Here is a 20,473-nt window from a genome sequence, read left to right as displayed (position 1 = left end):
CTATTCTTGATATGAGGAGTGATTTAAAAATGTCTATCGAAGCACATAAATGTAACGTTACAGGGTGTAATGGTCTTGTAGTTTTTGAGAATGCTGATTTTGATTTACAAAAACCCGAAACGATTAAAGGAGTTTATGCCCTGGATAACCCGGCTTGTAACGTGTGTGGTAAGGAATTTTTAGTAGTACCTAGCTATTCTGTTATTGATTTTGATGAAGATACACAAGAATTCGAGGAAATTCAACCTGCTTGTATAACAGAGTGGCAAAAACAAAAGATTTAAACGAAATTAGTTTTCTATCACAAGGGGATGGGATTAATGCAAGAAAGAATAGATGAATTAAACGCTGAAATGGAACAAGCTATAGATAAAAAAAGAATCCTTGAAAATTTCATTGCTGAAAGTATCATTAATAAACAAGAAATTCCGGAAGTTGTTTTAGTTACTTTAGGACAAGAAATTCGCAGGTTAAAAAGAGTTGTTAAGGATTGTAAATTCAGATTGGCAACGTATAAATAAAAGCGTTGTTCAGGCAGAAAGGAGGGATATCATGCCATTCGTAATACGTGGTGACGGGTTCATATTAACTGAACCAGGAGAAGAAAAAGAATTAGAATTTGAAACATATGAGGAAGCAGAGCGTACGCTTCAACTTATACAATTCCCTATGCATAACCCAAATGCAAAAATAATTGAAATTTAATTTTTAATGTGACGAAAATACCACCACATTGTGTGATAGGGTGTAAAAAATGGAGGTGCGAGTAGATGAATGAATTACGAATCGATGGAGCAGTCCTAGATTATAAGGATTGTGCAGAAACGCAAAATGAATTATTTAACAAGTTAATCCGCTTTATAGAATTAAAAGCACATCAAACACGTAAGGATCGTATTGAAGTTATTAATGCGTGTGACTATTGCGGACATGCATTACAAAAACCCTATGACTCCTTTGCAAGTGAAGTAAATCCTTCTGATATATGGTATATATCCATACTAGATGAAAATGAAGAAGACTGGCTAAAAATTATGGGTGAAGATGCTGATTTCACTCAAGAACAAATACTGATTTATCGTTGTCAGGCATGTGGTAAATGGGAGATTTGTAACGACGGTTAACTATTAGAATATGGTTCTTTATTTTGGAGTAGGTACCTGAAACATATTTTAAACAAAGGGGAAATGAGTATGTATTATGCAAATGAAGATCATAAACGTAATTATTTAAGATTATTAACTGAAAAAGGAATTAAACACGGTAAAGATCCTGAATATGAAGCAGCATTTTATATCACTGCTTACCCTGAAATTCACAAGTGTTTTAACTGGAATGAATTTGAAACGGAATATTCGCCATTAGGAGCGTTATTGTCTAAGGAACAACAACAAGGAGTAAGTACAGCTCCATTGACTAGTTCTACTTTACCACTGGTACAAGCAGGACAATCGCTATTCAACGGATATAAAGTAAATTTATCGGATCTTGCTTTATACAACGAAGAACTGTTCAATGTTTTTGTGCAAGCTTGTAAAATACGCGGAGGAATATAAAACAAAAAAAGCCGTCATTTGACGGCTCTTATTTTTATTTATCTTCATACCACCATTTTTTACGATCAAGGTATTCTTTCATTGCTTTTAATTGTGTATCACTCGTAGGATCTGTTACTACGAACATTAATCCGTCTCCTTTGAGTATAAATGTACCTGTCATATTAAGAGATTTCATAGCTCCTGCTACATCAGGGACCTCATATGGTGAGAACGCTCCTGTTTGAATTATGTTTTGTTTAGTCGATGGAGTTGCTACATTCCCACTACCACCAACTCTTTGTCCAGTTAGAGCATATACAACCGAGTTAGCAATATTATCTACATGCCACTTCGACATATCCGCATCATTATCGATGAATCCAAGTTCGATTAAGATTGCTGGTGCTTTGGTTTCAGTCAGCACATAGAGATCAGTACGCTTTTTCGCTCCACGATTTGACCAACCGATATCTTTTGAAAGTTGCGCTGATACTTTTGCAGCTAATGCTTGTTGGTCATAATAACAAACTTCCACGCCATTAGCTTTCCCATCATATGCATTCAAATGGAATGAGATAACTAAATCAACATCATGAGAATTACATTTACGAACGATATTTGATAAGTTTTGTGCTTGTGTTCTTCCTACTTCATCTGTGTCATCATAAACCGTATGACCTAAAGCTCTTAACTTAGCTGCAACCGCATCCTTAACAAGACGATCCATAATATGTTCTTTTCGATTTCCCCAGTTAGCTCCTTGTACAAACTCAGTATGACCACCATGTAAACTATACTTAGCCATTATTCAACATCTCCTTTTAATGTGATAAAAAAGAGCACTACCATTTTGGTAATGCTCAAAGTAAACCTTTATTTTGAAGCGTCTCTTTTTGCTTCTGACGGTGTTTAGATACGTAGGTATTGGTTACCATTGTACCGATTGCAATACTCCAACAGACAAAACTTACGACAGCGCTGATAGCATCATCTGTAATAACGTGGTACCCTAGTGAATCTAGTAATAGTTTTAAAGAACCTAGAAAACCAGATAATAGAATAGCAATTTCAGGGCTAACATATTTTTTTAATGCCTCGTTCATTCTGAATCACCCCCTTTCAAGCCTTCTACTTTATCTAAACGTTTATGGGCTTGTTTAGAGCTTTCTTCCACACGAGTAATACGTTCACCAATTAAAATCATTTGTCGGTCACTTGCTTTTTGATCGATGCGAATATCATCGACACCCTTGCTGATATACTCCAGCTTGGCTTTCATCTCCGCGCCTTGTTGCCCATCATTTTTAACAGTTTTTGATTTGTTTAATTGATAACCGAAAAAACCAATCAAAAGGGATCCCAGTGCAACTAGTACTCCAATAACTGCAATTAGTACACCAATATCGATTTTCATCTGTATATCCTCCTTCAACCAAATAAAAAAAGCCTACACTATGTACGCTCTACTGGATCTCCCTGTTCAATTTTTACTTCTTCTGCTGCAGGTTCTTCTACAATGCCTACGATTTCTCTATACTGATCTTCACTAATTTTCTTTAATGGTGACCAATATTTTTTTACATCAGGTTCTTTATAAATTCCTAATTCATAGTAGTTTTTAATGTTTTTATACCACCATTCAGGCGTTAATAACGACATTTATAACACTCCTTTCTCGGCCAATACCATAAGTACCGTAGCTTGCTGCTCCTGAATTTCTAAAATGGTTATTTCCTTTTCTGCCACCATCATCATTAGCGCAGCATTTTGCTCAGCTAGTTGCCGTGACGGGGACTCACCTTTATACAAATCTACTTTTTTATCAAATTCCTCTTTATTAATGAATCCTGCATCCGTTAACATTTGTATTTGTTCCTCTAACTCTCGCAAAAGTACCGCCTCCTATAAACTATTTGCTTTTAACCTTGCTAGGACGTCCGTCATGATGTTTTGTAAGATAGATATGTTTGTAGCTGCGTCTGATTGCTTTATAGTTACCTCGTCTATAGTAGATCGTATGGATTGGTTAAATGCAGCTTTTACATTGATTGGATTTGTTGTGAATTGGTGTTTATCTTGGACTAAGTATGTGACTGTGTATTCGGCTGTTGGGTCGAAAGTGTTTTTCGATTGATAAGCAAAATATGTACCATACGCAAATGTGTCTTTCGCTATTTTCCAGTTCTGTGTATCAATAACGCCGTTTTTATAGATATTAATGATTAATAAATTTTTCGATTTAAATATTGTTTCGCTATCACGCGTATCGTTCAAATGATAATTAAATCCTGTAGCATTTAGTTTTGGTTTTACCTTTTCTCTAACTATCACACCACTATCAACACTCACCTGCGTCATACCACTTACAGCAAAATCACCTTCAACTATTACAGCTTCAACTCGTGGAGTAGCAAGCTGATACGTTAACTTATATGGCGTGTAATTAGGTGCTCTATTCGCTTTTACATAAGCAAGTGTTTGTGTTGGTGCATCCTTGTCATCAACTACAGATTTCCACGCGATAGGCTTCCCATTTGCATCTGTGGTTTTTACTTTCCAGCCGTTGAAGTAGGCGCGAATTTCGTCTCCATTCGGATTAAAATTATCTGAAAAACCTGTGTCTGTGTTCGATGCAGAAATCTTCAAATTAACCGTATCGTCATCCCATACATCAGGAGCTAAACTAGTGTTTCCTAAAGTCAAAACTGCATTATTGTATTTTAAAACTATCCCTTTTCTATTTGGTATCAACGATTGTCTACACGCAAATCTTTTAAACCCTGCGTACGCTTGAATGAAATTCCATTCTTTGTCAGAAAGTTGTTCATCCCCCCACTTACGCAGTAATTTCCACTGTCCGTCATCTTGGTACAACACATCATTTACACCATTAAAACCTGAAAGAGATGTATTTGTGTATAAGTAAGATGGATTTCGTGGCGCGAATGGTTTTTGTTTGTCTCCTAGAACTAACATAGGTTCTTTATGTTTAAATACACCGTTACCAGTATTCGTAAGAGATACTCGAAGATACTTTGTTGTATTATTTGTCAGTAATGTTGCTCCTGTTTTATAGTTAGATTCTATATTTACTGAATTGCTCATTTGGTCTTTCAGATTTTCATCCACCGATACCAAATAAATTCTTCCATTCTCAGAATTAGAAGAAATATTATATTTAGTATTAGGTAATGCGGGTATTATAAATTGATTTGTTCTTACAGAATTATCAGTCACTGTAAATTCCATTTCATAAGCACCTACAGTAAATGTGTCCTTGTGAAAACTCCACTCTGTAAACGGCGGAATCAAATTCCCACCTTCAGCACTCACTATAGGATTTAAATGTTGCATACCTTGCATATACGGAAACTTATCCAGTAACTTTTGACCGGTGTACTCTGGATCTACGTTAATCTTGTTGTAGGTCACTTGGTCTACTTCGTATAAAGCGTCCTCTAGCAATGGTAACGATGTATTTACTTCTAGCTCCAGTTCTACGTAGTCTGTGTTGATTACAGATACTACCGTTCCGTTGGATGGTTCTGCGTACGCTAGAAAATGGACGAATCCGTTAGAATCAATACGATTTAAATAAGCAGCGGTGTAAGATACTTTAGTTGCAGTATTTGTTGTATTAGTTAGGGGTAAATTAGACCACTGATTATCTAACCAATATTGTATGGTAGCCTTATTTCCTGACGGACTAGAACCAAATCCCCACCAATTAAAAGCAAATTTACCCACTATGTTTTTCGCAATCACAACCTTATCAGCAAGAGCTGTTTTCCCTTGCCAAATTTGTGGTCCAAATTTATCTTCTAATGTACGAATGATGTTGAACGAGAATACATTTTGAGGAAATTGACCATTACTTATTGTATTGCTCGTTTTATAAACTCCGTTAAGAGTATTTATACGGTCATATTCCACCTCGAAAGGGAAATTATTCAAATTAGTTGGATTTAGCAAGGAATTACCAAAACCAACCTTACTTATATCCCCATTCTCAGCAACACTTCCAGCAACTTTCCCCCGAAAATCCTGCTTAATCGAATAAGATGCAGTCGCTTGCCCTGTAAATTTCGTAACTCCCTCGTACGTATTGCCACCATATGAAATCTTCGTAGTGCCTTTTTGCGGAATAAACACATAATATTTCGTATTATCTAAGTTGGTTTGCCCTAATAAGTTTACAAGTGTACGCCCTTGAATTTCTATATTTAATGGTGATGCTACTGGTGCATTTAGAACATTTACACCATGCTGCAGCAGCTGTGATTTTCGTTCATCATTCAGTTGTTGTTTGTGAATCTCTCTTACTAGACTCCCTACAGATCCACGAGCAATCCCATCAGCACCTAATCGTGCATCGACGACTTCTGTATTATCTTTATTTCCATTTGCGACGATATTGTCCATGCGTGTATTCGTATCACCAACAACTTTACGTAATCCTTTCATTTCATCTTCTGATTTCTTCAAGAAAGGCATATCGATTTGTTTTGCTTCTGTTACTACATTACCTGCATCTCGTACAATTCCATTTAATTGTGATTGAGCGGAATTAATTTCACTCTCAGCTTTCTTAACTACCGCTGCTACTGCAACATCAGCTTTTTTATCTACCTCTAGAAGAGCGTTATTAAAGTCTTGTTTCGCATTTTTACCATCTACGACTAGTTGTTGCAAGAATGGATATTCATTTGTACTCGCCAATGTTTCTGGATTTAATAAAGATTTACCTACAACGTATTTAAAGCGCGGTGTAACGAGCTTATTTGCCCCTTTAGTAATATGTATTTCACACATTACTTGTCCAGGATAAGCTAAAGAACTTGAAGATAAAACAACTTCAATAATTCCATTATTAGCATCGGTTATCGTACATGGTAAGTACCCACCGTTATTATCTAATTTTTGTACAACTATTTGAACGGATGCTCCTGATAACGGTAAAATGTTTGACCCATTTCTCAAATGTACAATTAATTGAGCGGTATTATAATCCTCTTGATTAAAATGAACTAACGGCGGCTCCTTTTGGCTCGTTACATCGATTGTCAGTGTATACGTTTTATACATACCTCTCACCTCATTTCCAAAATAAAAAAGACCAGCCCTGGCTACTCCCTCTGTTTTAACTCATTCGCTTTTTTATTCTGCTTCCGTCTGTGATTTCTCCTGTGCAGCTTGTGTTATTCTATCAAGACAAGGTTTGCAAATTTCCTGATTACCAACACTCGTAGTATTAGTGTTAGTACGACAAATATCACAGAATTTTTCTGCGGTTCTAACAAATAGATTAGAAGTATCAGAGAATAATTCCACCTTTGAATTAGGTTTAATACCTGCTGTTTGCAACATGTCTAACGGCACTTTGATTGTTCCATCTTCCCCAACTACTGCTAAAATCCCTAAAAATCTATTCATTTTATTCCTCCTTCATTTATTATGAACCTTGTATAAACTTCCAGTAAGTATCGTAATAATATAGTCCGAATCCTTTATATCCATTGCCCATCCATAAATTACCCTGTTGCGAACCTGGAGTAGTACCGAGCGAGTTAAATCTAATAGCTGGCACTTCAATTACAGAGTTAAAATTTGTTCTTTTGGAATTTACCCAAAGACTATCTTGAGCTGTAATACCCATATGCCCTTGTGCTGTCATGCGGATATTACTTTCTGCTCCATTCAGATCCACGTATCGATAATAGACTCCGTTCCCATCTTTATAGATACTCCCGAAGTTCCTACCACTTCCATCGCCTTCACCTAAAATAATATATGGATTTCGAGTTTTACTTTTGTATTCATTCTCGAACCCTATAATCATCTTTGCTGTACCTTGGTTTACAAAACGCAGTACTTGATTTTCCATATGGAGATATTCGTTTTCGTTACTTGTTTTTATCGTCATACCGATAAGTAATCCTGCTCTTAACCAAGATGCTTCTACCTTACCGACCAAATCAATTAGATCTGCAGATATTTTAATTCTCTCTGCTGATTGATTTATCGATGAAATGATTTCGCCTTTTTTGACAGTGCTAAGGATATTTTTCTCAGTAACTTGGATACGCCCTTCCAGATCCCTTGCATATGCACCTGTAGCGTATCTACCATCAGATTCAGTAGTCGTGTATACCTCTGTTTTTAAAGCCCTTAAATCTAATCCCTGCTCATTGATAACGAACCTGTTATCAATTTGAGTCATTTTTGTATTGAATTGTTCCGTTGATATTTTATGAGCTAATTCATCTAATAAATCTTCTTTATTCTTACCTACAACTTCCTTTAAAGTCGGTATTTCAAATACAGCAACATAATCCTCAACTTGCTTAATGTTTACTTTGGCTTCAATTGCTTTCGCTTGCTGCTCAATTCTAGTATTTGCCTCTGTAAGTTTCTTACCTTGAGCATCTACTATATTATTTAAATCACTAACCGAACTCGATAAACCAGTAGCAGTTTTCTCTACCGTAGTAATACGTTGTTCGAATCCGGATTGTTTACTGCTTACATCAGATATTGTTTGTTTTGTACCTTCTGCCGTGGATTCTAAGGTGTTTAATTTCTCACTAATATTATTATCTTTCGTGACTAATGATTCTATAGATTGTTTAAATCCGGTAGCAGTTTGTTCCATTAATGAAATCGTTTTTTTTATATCACCTTGCTCATTTTGTACAGAAGAAACCGTACGCGATACACCTTGAATGGTTTCCGTTACCTTGTTATATTGGCCAGTAGCTTCTTTTTTTGCTTCTTCTACTTTTTCAAGCAAATCTTTTTTTGCAGATTCTACATCGGGAACGATAGGATCCCATTCAGTACCTGTCCACTTTTTTAAAATACCGGGTTTGCCCTTACTAATATCCAGCCATAGCGTTTTATTTGGTTTCAGGTTATCGGTAGGCGGTGTTATCCCTTCGATAATTTCCACTGAATTATTTTTTATGTTTTCTTCTACTCTTTTAGCTAGATCCTTCGCTGCTTCAGACTCTTTTTGAGCATCCTCTGCCGTTTTAGTAGCATCTTTAACTAACTGATCTAACTGATCCAATATTTCTTGCTTATCGCCGAATAAACCAAGTATTCGGTTATAAATCCTTCTTAATTCCGCTCCTATATCGGTAAGCTCACGATAATCACCAAATTCATATTTGTCCATTAAAGGATTTTTAAATGATTCATCACCGGCTATCGCTCGCGCCTCAAGATATAGGGGTGGGGTGAATCCTTTGTCCTTAAAACGTAGCGTATCTCCCTCAAAAATAGATTCATGATCTAATCCGAATACACGATTAATACTTTGCGCTTCTGCTTCATACGTAACAGCAGCGTTCCTACGTTTTTTTATCTCCATTTCCATTAACGTTTTCAGTCGCTGCGGTGTCATATTTTGATTTTCAGTCTCGGGAGTATAAAAACCAAATCTATGAAACCCCTTTTTATTCCAAAGCTGAAATGCCTGAGTATCTACAATGTATGGCAACCCTTTATTTATACTTTCAATTGTAATTACGGAATCGCCTTCACCCTTAACAAACCCCACAAGTGCAGTACAAATATTTCTTGTGTTTTCAATACGTTTAATACCAATAAGGTCCTTACCAAGTGTGATTTCTTTACCTTCGTCTTTCCCTCGTCGCTGGATCATATCGACATACCAACCAACAATTTGTGAGCCCAGCACCTCGACCCTATACTGGATTTCTAAATGGAATAAAGAAGCTATATCTTTAAGGAATTTCAGCGGATCTATAAATGTATCAATGGTCATTGTATGAAAACCGGAGTATTCCGTAAAACCACGCTTCCATTTCGTTCCTGCTAAGGCCATATCCATAAACTCATTAACTGTTTTACTTTGAATCTTCTGAGGACGGATATAGTTTGCTTGGGCTATTTCCACCCACACAGCAGATGCATACACATGTATGGTTCTATTATCTGTTGTCTGGATAGCTTCATCGATTGTATAAGGGATAATACGACCGTCTCGTGTTTCTCGTAAAACTAAATTCTGTTGCATCAATGTCGCTGCAGCAGGTAAACTCGTAAACACTTTGAATTCTAATCTATCGATGTTATTTTTAATTTCCCAATGTCGCAAGTCATCACGATAATCATTAGGCTGCAGGACTGCAACAATTTGTTCTGTACTATGATCCACGACATGCAGTTGGCCACTGGGTTTCCTCATTTGTATCTCTCCCTAAAACTAATGTTAGCGTCAAAATCAGCAGGCATAATATCCATGCGATTTTTCCCTTTTATAACGACAGGGAACTCACTGAAAATATCCTTTAAATTTAAAGCGTTTTTTCCGTTAATTGTTACAGCACTTTTTTCTGTATCGATTATTATTTTATCTCCTGTTTCGAATATGAATGGTTTTGTATTTTCAGATACATTGTTCACTTTCCATATCTTTAAATCTTCTATACACATATAAGAAACTGCAGGATGATTATCCCATCTACACAGCGCAATCATTACTTGTGCGATTTTTCGATTTGTCATTGGATTACTGTTATCCTCATCGTTGAAACGTTCCACAAGGGATGCTCCGTCTATCTCTGTACCATCTATAAATTTAGCTACATATACAGACCATTGTTTACCTCTCCTAGCAATACGCAGGCGCCCACGAAATTGATTGAATGTAGTTGTATAAAAGCCGCTGGTATCAACTAATTTACGTAGGCTACCTGGCGTCGATTCTGATCCAATTTTCATATGAGCTTTTGTAATTTCTGCAGTGACGTATAGATCATTCATGTTAATGCGTGCTACGAGGTTACTCGAATCATCGAGCAGCAAAACTTCGATTCGACCCATTTCCTCTATACTTTTGGACCTCAGATTTACCCATGCTTCCATTTCAAAATCTTGAATAGGGCCACCAGGAATGTTTTTCTTGGCAATTGCACCATAAAACCCTTTATCTTGTCCGTAATCTTCGCAATACAGCGCATGTCCGTCTTTCACCTTAAAACTACCAGTACCGTTCATGTCTTCAAATTTCCCTGTTACGGGAGTCCAACCTATTACTTTAGACATATCATCCCATAGAACGCGTTCTCTGGATTGCACGGGCTTTTCCGCAGCTGAAATAGGGTACCCAATCCTGAAATAATTACGCTCATTCGGGTATTTCCCAAACCAAACATCTAGAAAAGTACTTGGTTTTTTCGCAATAATTTCAATGTATGCAGGTGTTTCTTCATCTACGCTGCCTCTATTAATAAAATTAGCTGTAGTTTCAGTCGACCAACTTTGTACAAAAGGAATTTTATTAACCGGGCCTAATTTATATGGCATAGGCGCTATAAAAGTAACTACTCCTTTTCCGCGATTAACTAGCTCATCAGCGTCAAAGGCACCATCTACAACCGCCATATAGGTTCTATCGGGTTCGTCATCAAAAATTAATTCACATTCTTGCGGTGTAACTAACCAATCCGCTAAATCTTCCTTAACTTTTTGTAGATCAGCAATATTTTCTGCTTTAACAATAAGAGGCACGTCAATTTGACGTACCTCAACTTCTGTATTTAGCAAAATCGCCCCTGGTCTTCCGGGCATAGTTAAAAAGTTTCTTTTTATAGGAGCCCATGCAGGACGCTTCCTGCCAATAGGCATTAATATATAATCTTTACGTTCACCATTAAACGAAAAGCTTTGATATTGTTCCATGCAATCACTCCTTAAAATCTACGTTTCTGTTCTTCTTCACGTGTTGTAAATTCTTTATAATGTGGGTACGTAACATGAGCCACTTCACGACTATCAATCATACTCGTTAGATTAATAGTTAAATTAAGTTCTTTCTCATTTTCAGGATTAGCTTTAACCGCACTAATTATTGATGTTAAATTCGGTATTTTACTTAATGCCGCAGCAGGTATTGCACTATTCATGTCCAACATGAAATTCTTAGATAAATTCTTTTGTGCATTGTATACGGCGTTATTTATAGTATCTGCTGCAACATCTAAACTAATATTGCCCGTTATTTTTTCTCCTAAAGAATCTTTAACATTATCCATTACACCTGTTATTTTGTCTCCAAATGATTCAAAGTGTGTTACTACTTTATCCGTCATATTGGATACATTACTGAACAACGGCTGCATGAATGTATTATTATTGGCCGAATCCATTGCACTTTCTAACGTAGTAAACGCAGATCTTGCTAAATTTGTAGCGGCCGAAACAACTGTTTTCACAGATCGGTTAATACCTACCGCTAAACCACCGCCAAAATGAACTCCTATCTGATCTCTAACCTTACGTGATGGAGAACGAACTTGAAGCCATCTTTTTGCGGCTTCAAAAGCAGTAGATGCTAATGCACTTGCAGCACTTGCTGCTAAACTTCCCCCGCTACTAATACCACGTGCAAAACCAGATGCAAAGTGACTACCCAAACTATACGTGTTAGACCCTTGCAGTCCAGATTCACCGCTACTCTTCACTTGGTTACCAGAATTTCTCGCATTTCCACTTTGAGAGCCTAATCCGCGCGCAAAATCTGCTCCACCTTTAACACCGTACGGGGAACCATTAATAGTATTGAAACCAGATTGCGCTGCTCCTGCATTACCTTGCCCAGCACCTTGCGCATTTCCACGTTGAGAGCCGATTCCTTGTGCAAACTGATTACCACCCTTTTGCCCTGCGGGATTCCCATTAATAGTATTAAAACCAGCATGTGCTGCTCCTGCATTACCCTGTGCATTACCTTGAGCATTACCACGTTGAGCACCAATTCCTTGCGCAAACTGATTACCGCCTTTTTGCCCTGCAGGATCACCGTTTACTGTATTAAATCCTTCATGAGCAGCAGCTACGCTATCTAGAGCACTCCCTTTAATATATCCGCGTTGGGACATAATTCCGCCTGCAAAATCGGATCCACCTTTACTACCGCCGCCACCATCAGAAGTACCCGCTAAAGTAGTTTCTACATCACTTCGAGTCTGTGCTGCTGCGACAGATGGTTGTGGATTTCCTGCAAGTCCATTTCCTAATGTTGTTGAAATATCTGACCCGATTTGTGTAGCGTCCAATTTGGCGCCATTACCGATTAATAGTGCAATAGCTTTGGCAGCAGTTTCTGCATCGATTTGTTTACTCTGCATACCTAAAATTAGGGATTCTACTGTAAATGAACCTTCTGCTCCAAGATCAGCCTTGGCATTACTTTTTATATCTAATCCAATCAGCTGTGCAGCTTGTGTTACAGAGATGGCCCCAATATTCATTCCATTTACAAGCGTCTGCATACCAGCTTGACCTTCTGCAGTAGCATCGATTTTCACGCCGTTTTTCACTTGTTGTTGGAAGTATTGGAATACAGTATCAAAAGATAAAGTACCGTTCTGAAGTCCTTGCATCCAGGTACCAATTGTCATTTGTCCATAAATACCAAGGTCGATATTAGTATCGTTAGCAAGTTTCACGCCTAATGATGACTTAATTTCAGAAGTATCTTTGCCTATAAGCCCTTGTGTAAAGGTCTGCATAGAAGACATTCCACTTTCGGATAAATCCACTTTGTAAACGTCTTTTAGTTTATTGGCGTTTGCTACAGCTACATCGCTCGCTTGCAACTCGCCACTTTTCAGTTTATCTACGAATGATTTAACGGTAAATGTACCAGCAGGACCTAAATCTACTTTCATTTTTCCATCAATTTCTTTAGCCATTGTTTCAGCTAACATAATGGATGATTTAGTTCCCTTAGAAAGCTCAGCAGTATACTGATTTAAATTTTCAATTTTGTCTCTGCCATATTGTTTTTCATAGTTTGCAAGTGCCTCTTTATGTGCTTTTTCCGCTCTATCTTGCTCACTATTAAAACGATTCATCGCTTCGCCGTAAGTTTCTGCGCCAAATAATAATTCTTTATATTTCTCATACCAAGCAGCTTTTTCTAGCTCTTTCTTACGAGGATTCGCAAGAGCAAGTGCAGCATCTTCCGCTTTTAAATTATTTTCTAACGCTTTTGTTCCTTCGTTACGGATGCCGATTAAATCCATGACATGTTTTTTCTCGTATAGATCAATCGCATCTAAGGTAGCTTTACGGTCACCATCGTTTATTTTTCCTAATTTGTATTCTTTTTCTATCCTTTCACGCATATCATCAGTCTGCTTAGTTAAACCATCCATACCTTCTTTAAAGGTAACCATGATTTCCCCGAATTTCTTTTTACCCGCTTCTACACTTAACATACCACCTTTAGTGATACTTTCTGCTAATCCAGTAAGTTGACTGGCTTTATCGTAAAATAACTTAATATTATTATCGGCAACTGCCATTGCTTGTTGATATTGAGCAGCAAAATCTTTCGGCATTTTAGAAACATCGCCTTGATATTTCTGTACACCTTCCATTAATACTTTATTGGCAGTTCTTGCTGCATCAATTTGTTTATTAATAGAGTCAACGATATTATTCTTAACGGTTTCTAAGGTTTTTTGTGCGCCCTCTGGAACGACTCCCATTAATTGAGCAAACATTACTTCAAATTGCCCTTTTTTACCGTCTAACTCTTTAATAACTTCATTTGTCATCTCTTGGAACGCTTGAATTGTTTCACTTTTTGCTTTTTCTGCTTCTTCGCCTGTACTACGACGCAATTCCATCATGTGAGTAATAGCTTTATCTTTTAAATCTTGATAATGCTGCGCGCCTTCTGGAACCTTTGAGAATGCTCCTGTTAACTTCCCTATACCTTGAATCGTACTAGCGATCATACCACCGAAAATTTCAGCGAATGGTTTGATGCACATTACCATGAAATCAACTACACCTGCGAGCGCATCACCCATTTGTCGCCAAGCACTTACTGTTTTTTCACTATCACTAGATACAGAGTTAAACCCTGCTGAAAATGCTGATTTTATTTGCTCCCAACCTTCAGAAACGGCTGTTCGTAATTTTTCTGAAGCATCCCACATTTGCATGAGAGACCCGACAACAATGACGATACCTGCAGATATAACAGAAGCCATACCTGCAATCCGGAGCAACCCTAAAGCTAAATCACTTATAACTACCCATAAAGCTGCAAATGCCGCTTTCATACCAGCTGCGCGTCCAATACCAATCGCCATTGGTGATAATAGGAATGTCATGGCCACAGCTAAATAACCAAAATTACCAACTGCAGCGGAAATACTAGGGTTTAGTTCATTTAACTTATTGATTACTTCACCTATAGCAGTTCCCACATCTAAAATTACAGCAGCGACTCTGCCCCAAGAATCAACAAATGGCCCTGCAGCATCAGCCCAGGTACTTTTAAACTTCTCCCAAGACAGTCCTAACGGTTTCAAACTATTTTGCAATTCTTTAACTTTCCGATCAGTCTCTGCTTTTAAACCGGAAAGCTCATCGATAGCCTGTTCTTTCGCTAATCTGCTCTTTTCACGCCATAAGGCTACGTATTTATTTAATCCGCCCTGCGTCATTTGAGTAAGCGCTTCTACCTCGTTAGCTGCTTTCGGTCCCATTTGCTGCAGTTCTTTAATTAATCCCTCATCTACACCACGTGCTGCTAATGTTTTGAGGTTTTTCATCCAATTGGAAAGAACTTTTGTTTGTTTTTCCAAATTGTCCATCAATTTAGCGGGACTAACTGCTTTTATTTGAACTTCTTCGAAAATACTAGCGAAATTACGAATTTCATCAGTTCGTTTTTGTAGCGCTTCAGTATATACCGCGTTAACTTTGTCTATTTCACTTCTAACTTCAGCTGGATCTGGTCCGTGTGCTGCCTTGGCCATAATTGCTGTAAATCCAAGTAGGGCAATACCAGCATACATTGCTACTTGTTGCATCCGGAGAATACCTGTATTAATTAATCGCACACGGTCTTGTAAATCCTTCATGCTAGCTGTAGGACCTAATTGACTTAAAGCGATTTGAGCAGCGCTACCCTGCTTAGCCATATTTTCTAATCTATGTCCTACTTGTAAAAATGCTCGGTCTAAACGTTGAATATGGCTCGTATTACCTAGAGCGTCCATCATTCGTTGACTCTGCGTTTTCATTGCATTCATCATACTTATAGAATGCATAAATGAATTACGTTGAGCTTCTGCCATGATGGCCATTCTATTTGCTGCATCCTGTGTATGGACACCTAAACGTTGCAACATGGCATTATATTCATTTCCACCCATTGCAGCAGCACTCATTGCTTTTCTGATTTCACTCAGCTGCTTTTGAAGCGCCTTATTCCCTGCTTCATAAGAAGATATATCACCAGCATCACGTAATTCACGTAATTTCGCTCTTGTTTTCGCGACTTCTTGTCTGTATTTAGCTAATTGAGCCTCAGCTTCCTGAGCGCTTATACGGATTTTACCTTCCTTGTTTAGTCCTAATATAGCTAATTGAGTTTCGTGTAAATGCGAGTTTAGATTTTGGATGGCTTTAGCAGCATCTTTACCTGCAGAGTTCGCACTCATCATCCGATTCAATTCAACTCTATTGCGTACTGCAGCATCAGCCATTTCATCTAAACTACGCGCAGCACGTCCTACAGCTTTCAAGTCTCTTTCCATTTGCATAAATTCCGTATGGAAGGCTTTTAAATGCTCTGGCATATTCGCAAGTACTTGTTGCATTTTCCTCGCTGCATTAGCAGCTCTAGCAGCAGCTGCCCCAGCGGCGGCTGCTGCGGTTGCAGTTGCTCCGGCGGCAGTAGCTGCTGCTACAGCTGCTGCGGCAGCGGCACTCGCGGAAATTCCCGCCGCTCCTGCTCCTGCTGTCGAAACCATCGATGAAGTAGGAGTATGTGGACGTGGAGGTTGTTGTAATTGTTGTCCTTGGACTTGGTGCATACGATTAGCCGCACGATCTAAATACTGATAATAATCATGGAAAGTACTGCTTGATGTACTTGCAAATTGTTCTTGTAGTCGTTCTAAACGTCGGATTTTCGCTTCCAATTGATCTAATTGATTTGTATTCACATTGATGGTTACCGGCTCGGATAAAGCTTGCATAGCATTATTTACCCTTGCTACAACATTGGCCACTTTATTTTCCAATGTATTTAATACTTGAATACACGTATTTACTTTTTCTTCTAACATTCCTGGGATCTGCGAGAAGAAATCTAAACGACTTGTATTTGCAGCAGCAGTCTTAATTTGATCTGATATATTCGTAGCAGTATTATTTACGCGCTCATCCAAGTCTTTTAGCGTATCTTCTGCCGCTTCCATACCGTCAACATCAACCGTTACCGTAATTTTCGAATTTATATTACTAATACGCGCCGATAGCGTCTCGACACTATCCTGTACAACGTTTAAATCTCGTTGGAATGCATTAGTATTAACTCGTAATTCAAAGTCATCTATACGATTCTGGACATTACTTACTACGGTTTCTAAATTTTTAAAATTACGTTCAATTGATCCAACACTTATTTCTATATTTCTAGAAGCGTTTTTAATGGATTCTTCTAATACTTTAAACGGATTATTGCGTTTTAATCTTCTTCCGAAATCAGCAGTTCCCTTATCCATTACTTTCTGCAAATCAAAAAACGCTTGTTTTGCTTTTTTAGAATCTGCAATAATTTCAATCGTTGTTTTTCCGACGTTGCTCATATGTTCACTCCTTTCTAAACACAAAAATGGTTAACTCCCCTTATTGGAAGTTAACCACCATTGAGTTGAATCGTATTGATTTGGATTATTCTCTACTACCTCATCAGATTCTTGTACATTATTAGATATAGCCTGTTCACGTGTAGGAGGTAATATAGTATTGAATTCTGCTCCCTTATTAAACATAGTATCCAGCAGCAGTAGAAAACTTTGATATTGACCACGAACCGAACTTGTATGCGAATCATACTTTTCATTCAAAGCTTGTTCGACTTTCCGTCTAAGCCAATACGGAGTATGACTTAAAACATACTCTTCTGTATAACCATAGTGAGAGGAAACAAATTCTATTTGTTTAACTATAGATTCTAAGAGATCTGTCCAGGTTGCTCCAGTTCCTCTACTTCTGGAACCAGCGTCTCCCACAGTTTGTCCCAATCCGGAAGATCCTTGTTGAACGTCTTCGCTAACCTTTGGATTAGCGAATAAGTCTTTCCCAAATCCGTTTTTTCGCAGTATTCAATTAAAATTAACAGTGTTTCGTCTAAATCTAAAGATACTGCTTCTTCATCAGAAATGCCTAGTACAATAGCAATTACACGAACCAATTGTTTTGGATCCAACGCAGAAAGGATGGCACCTAATCTTTCCATCATACTCAATTCCATCATTCCTATGATTTCTTTAATTGTATTGTACATTCCACTTCCGTCAGTGCAAATAAAATGCGCTAATTTAAAAATTTTATCCATCGAAATTTTAGGCAGAGAAAGAACACTACCGTTTGATAGTGTTACCTCGCCAATTGTTTGATTAACATCAATTAATTTTAAGATTTTTTCCATAGTTATTACCTCCAAATCACGTATATAAACTAATTAAATTACTTGTTCGATTTCGTAATATACATTTTCTTGTGTAGCAACATTACCTTCTGCAAATGCCTTTAATGACAATGGTAATGTTCGTTTCTCTTTACCCCATGTTTGCTCTTTTGATTCACCAGAAACTTTCACTTTACGGAATACAACAACCGTTAAGGCTCCTGTTTTTTCATGCTTACTAATTAACGCAGCAGAACGCATAGGCGCATCAGATACTGTTCCATAACCAATTCTCTTAGTTCCTAGTGCCGTAACAGGAGTAACATCCGTTTCTACAGTTGCAGCAGTTGAAATACCAGTATCAATAGTAATCGTTGATCCTGAAACAGACACAATTTTCTTTGTTTCACTACCGATTTTCAGGAATCCACCTACCTTAAAATCCGCACCTGCAGCAGTAGCCAATGTAATAATTGTCGCTCCCACAGCAAGCTCCCCTTTTAGTTTCACTGCAGTTCCGTATTTTGGAGCCTTCTGGATGATTGCACCACCAATTAAAGCTAACTGTCTATTCTCGATAGAGTTTTCTGCAAGAAGTGTAGATACATCATGGCTCCATTTTGTAATAGTTGTTTCAGCAGGTCCTTGAATTTGATCTACCTCAGTTTCTTCTTCATCATAACTACGTGTAACTTTAATACCTTCTTGCGTCGCTCCTACATCTTCCCAACCCGGTTTAAGTACATAAGTTGTAGGATCAATTAAATCCTCAATTGTTTCAGGTAATACTGTTCCATATGGAGCACTCACAAGTCGCCCTGGTCCACCAACAATTTTCGTAGAATCTACTTTAAATAATTCAGCCATTATTTTGTTACCTCCTTGAATTTCCATGTTTTTTCATTTAGAAGCAGCTGCGCTTCATGAGTTGAAATGTCTTTCCCTATTACTAGTTCACTGTGCGGATAAATAGTTAAATCCTCACGGAAAATAAAATAAGCAGCTCCATTTCCCTCTGCTGCTCCTTCGCAAAGTAAAACGCGCTGCTTCTTATCTTTATTGATTGGTTGTTCATTTTCTGACTGCTTTTCTACAGCAACATCTTTTTGAACCATACTATCACCCTTCTAAGAGCCTAAATGTTCTAAATTCATATAACACCAGGCTTCTTCTTTATTTGCTTCTTTATCTGTAAAAGGAACGGGATTACTCGTACGTTCGCACCACACACCCTGTAACCCTTGTACATCCGATATGAAGCGTTCTAGTGTATTCATAGCTTGTATAGCTAGATTCATTGCTTCAATATCATCATTTTCCGAGCGTGCAATGAGTTGTAATCGTGTATATCCATTACCACCTGCTAAACGGATACAAACACACGGATACTCAGCATCATCAGGAAACTTATTACCATAACATTTCATACCATGTTGTTCTATTAATCTCCGAACATGTGGTACTGGATTTACATAAGAACTCACGTTTCATCACTCTCTTATTTAGAAAATATTTGTATAACTGCTTTTTCACCTGCTGCATGCATATCTGCTTCTGCGTTATCTAAACCGCGCCCTATGATGTTATACCGTCGCTCTACATGGTGAGCATAAGGTACAGCAGTTCCAGTTTCTAATTTAGTCGTATCGCGCGTTTCAGTAAGAATATTTACAATATCATCACCGGTGGGTTTAATCGTCCCTCTACCTGTTTTATTCGTAGCAGGGAAGTCTGTTCTTTCACTAATAGAATTGACATAACGAGATGAATCTACATGATCCTCATCTACAGTAATCCGCTTAGCTTCTGTAGCGAATGGTTCTCTTGCAGCTTCTACACAGGCTTTCCGCGCTTCTTTCAGCTGCGATGTAAACAAATCCGTATTAAATTGGTGAGTAACTTTTAATTTCATTACTTTTTCACCTGCTCCAGATCAATTTCATAATGATGAATTGCTTTTCTTCCGTACACACGATTCTTCTCAGGAATAATAAAAACCCCCGATAACACAATGTCATGCGGAGGTTTTTTCATTCGTATATCCTTGACTTGAACAGCAGCTTCTATATCTTCAGACGGAAGCAGAAATAAAATGTTCTTCTCGACTATATCTATACTTTTATCGGTATTTTCTACCTTTTTGCGTATAGTATCTAAACGACACGGAATATTATGCAGCTCTTGATCCTGGTACTTATTACGACCATTTTCATCTTGGCCAATAATGACTCCCTTTTTCACAAGTGTACAGCTATGTATAAGCAGTCTTTTAAAAGACCTACTCGCCATAGTTAAACCCTCCTTAAGCGTAAGGCTACTGTTCCCTGCTTTTTCTTATCCTTAATCCATTTGAATAGCAAAGACGTTACATCAGGCTTTATATATCCATTTATTTGCTCAGAATAGTTTCCCATACGTTGTGACTGTACATCCTCAACAGACGCTTCATCGGAATTTACAAGCG

At 37.8% G+C, this 20,473-nt stretch carries 22 protein-coding genes; 4 read left to right on the top strand and 18 right to left on the bottom strand.

What is annotated here, in order from left to right; translation table 11 throughout:
- The 4 genes from VJ786_RS15430 to VJ786_RS15415 all read left to right on the top strand — a co-directional run.
- Window positions 1-284 (top strand): hypothetical protein (locus tag VJ786_RS15430; RefSeq protein WP_336558006.1); only part of this gene is annotated, 284 nt, incomplete at its 5' end.
- Window positions 285-311: 27 nt separating this feature from the next.
- Window positions 312-521: a hypothetical protein gene (locus VJ786_RS15425; protein WP_336558005.1), complete on the top strand. Its 210-nt coding sequence runs from the start codon at window positions 312-314 to the stop codon at window positions 519-521.
- A 249-nt stretch (window positions 522-770) separates the two neighbouring features.
- The gene (locus VJ786_RS15420; protein WP_202283801.1) at window positions 771-1,124 is read left to right on the top strand and encodes a hypothetical protein; all 354 of its coding nucleotides are present in this window, start codon (window positions 771-773) and stop codon (window positions 1,122-1,124) included.
- Window positions 1,125-1,187: 63 nt separating this feature from the next.
- Window positions 1,188-1,556, top strand: a complete 369-nt coding sequence (locus tag VJ786_RS15415) for a DUF2538 family protein (RefSeq protein WP_336558004.1) — start codon at window positions 1,188-1,190, stop codon at window positions 1,554-1,556.
- A gap of 34 nt (window positions 1,557-1,590) precedes the next feature.
- Here VJ786_RS15415 and VJ786_RS15410 read toward each other — a convergent pair whose 3' ends face one another.
- From VJ786_RS15410 to VJ786_RS16615, 18 genes are all read right to left on the bottom strand, one after another.
- Window positions 1,591-2,343, bottom strand: coding sequence for an N-acetylmuramoyl-L-alanine amidase (locus VJ786_RS15410; protein ID WP_202283802.1), 753 nt, complete (start codon window positions 2,341-2,343; stop codon window positions 1,591-1,593).
- Between the two features lie 55 nt (window positions 2,344-2,398).
- Window positions 2,399-2,641 (bottom strand): hypothetical protein, encoded by a 243-nt coding sequence (locus VJ786_RS15405; protein ID WP_001001081.1) that lies wholly within the window; start codon window positions 2,639-2,641, stop codon window positions 2,399-2,401.
- Window positions 2,638-2,952 carry a hypothetical protein gene (locus VJ786_RS15400; RefSeq protein WP_202283803.1) on the bottom strand — a complete coding sequence of 105 codons (315 nt, stop codon included), beginning with the start codon at window positions 2,950-2,952 and terminating at the stop codon, window positions 2,638-2,640. Before VJ786_RS15400 ends, VJ786_RS15405 begins: the two co-directional genes overlap by 4 nt.
- A 38-nt stretch (window positions 2,953-2,990) precedes the next feature.
- The gene (locus tag VJ786_RS15395; protein WP_202283804.1) at window positions 2,991-3,197 is read right to left on the bottom strand and encodes an XkdX family protein; all 207 of its coding nucleotides are present in this window, start codon (window positions 3,195-3,197) and stop codon (window positions 2,991-2,993) included.
- Window positions 3,198-3,401, bottom strand: a complete 204-nt coding sequence (locus tag VJ786_RS15390) for a hypothetical protein (RefSeq protein ID WP_202283812.1) — start codon at window positions 3,399-3,401, stop codon at window positions 3,198-3,200.
- 39 nt (window positions 3,402-3,440) lie between these two features.
- Complete coding sequence (locus VJ786_RS15385) at window positions 3,441-6,623, bottom strand: BppU family phage baseplate upper protein (RefSeq protein WP_336558003.1); 3,183 nt, start codon at window positions 6,621-6,623, stop codon at window positions 3,441-3,443.
- 72 nt (window positions 6,624-6,695) lie between these two features.
- Entirely contained in the window at window positions 6,696-6,971 is a 276-nt protein-coding gene (locus VJ786_RS15380) for an AbrB/MazE/SpoVT family DNA-binding domain-containing protein (RefSeq protein WP_202283806.1), read from the bottom strand.
- Between the two features lie 19 nt (window positions 6,972-6,990).
- A complete protein-coding gene (locus VJ786_RS15375) occupies window positions 6,991-9,750 on the bottom strand; it encodes a phage tail spike protein (RefSeq protein ID WP_202283807.1) in 2,760 nt (919 codons plus the stop codon).
- Window positions 9,747-11,246: a distal tail protein Dit gene (locus tag VJ786_RS15370; RefSeq protein WP_202283808.1), complete on the bottom strand. Its 1,500-nt coding sequence runs from the start codon at window positions 11,244-11,246 to the stop codon at window positions 9,747-9,749. The genes VJ786_RS15375 and VJ786_RS15370 overlap by 4 nt, the downstream gene beginning before the upstream one ends.
- Before the next feature lie 11 nt (window positions 11,247-11,257).
- A complete protein-coding gene (locus VJ786_RS15365; RefSeq protein ID WP_202318331.1) occupies window positions 11,258-17,185 on the bottom strand; it encodes a phage tail protein in 5,928 nt (1,975 codons plus the stop codon).
- 30 nt (window positions 17,186-17,215) lie between these two features.
- On the bottom strand, window positions 17,216-17,446 hold the full coding sequence (locus tag VJ786_RS15360; RefSeq protein ID WP_001003619.1) for a hypothetical protein: 231 nt from the start codon (window positions 17,444-17,446) through the stop codon (window positions 17,216-17,218).
- A 107-nt stretch (window positions 17,447-17,553) separates the two neighbouring features.
- Window positions 17,554-18,030: a hypothetical protein gene (locus VJ786_RS15355; RefSeq protein WP_202283760.1), complete on the bottom strand. Its 477-nt coding sequence runs from the start codon at window positions 18,028-18,030 to the stop codon at window positions 17,554-17,556.
- A gap of 33 nt (window positions 18,031-18,063) precedes the next feature.
- Window positions 18,064-18,903 carry a phage tail tube protein gene (locus tag VJ786_RS15350; protein ID WP_336558002.1) on the bottom strand — a complete coding sequence of 280 codons (840 nt, stop codon included), beginning with the start codon at window positions 18,901-18,903 and terminating at the stop codon, window positions 18,064-18,066.
- A complete protein-coding gene (locus VJ786_RS15345) occupies window positions 18,876-19,124 on the bottom strand; it encodes a hypothetical protein (protein WP_202283762.1) in 249 nt (82 codons plus the stop codon). Before VJ786_RS15345 ends, VJ786_RS15350 begins: the two co-directional genes overlap by 28 nt.
- A 12-nt stretch (window positions 19,125-19,136) precedes the next feature.
- Window positions 19,137-19,493 (bottom strand): hypothetical protein, encoded by a 357-nt coding sequence (locus VJ786_RS15340; protein ID WP_202283763.1) that lies wholly within the window; start codon window positions 19,491-19,493, stop codon window positions 19,137-19,139.
- A gap of 14 nt (window positions 19,494-19,507) precedes the next feature.
- A complete protein-coding gene (locus VJ786_RS15335) occupies window positions 19,508-19,921 on the bottom strand; it encodes a hypothetical protein (protein WP_202283764.1) in 414 nt (137 codons plus the stop codon).
- On the bottom strand, window positions 19,921-20,250 hold the full coding sequence (locus VJ786_RS15330; protein WP_336558001.1) for a hypothetical protein: 330 nt from the start codon (window positions 20,248-20,250) through the stop codon (window positions 19,921-19,923). The genes VJ786_RS15335 and VJ786_RS15330 overlap by 1 nt, the downstream gene beginning before the upstream one ends.
- Window positions 20,251-20,300: 50 nt before the next feature.
- Window positions 20,301-20,473 (bottom strand): DUF3199 family protein (locus tag VJ786_RS16615; RefSeq protein ID WP_367575550.1); only part of this gene is annotated, 173 nt, incomplete at its 5' end.

Source organism: Sphingobacterium tenebrionis (genome assembly GCF_037126265.1).
In the GTDB taxonomy this organism is placed as follows: Bacteria; Bacteroidota; Bacteroidia; order Sphingobacteriales; family Sphingobacteriaceae; genus Sphingobacterium; species Sphingobacterium tenebrionis.
The sequence above is the reverse complement of the archived record's forward strand: the minus strand, read 5'-3'. Positions and strand labels throughout refer to the sequence as shown.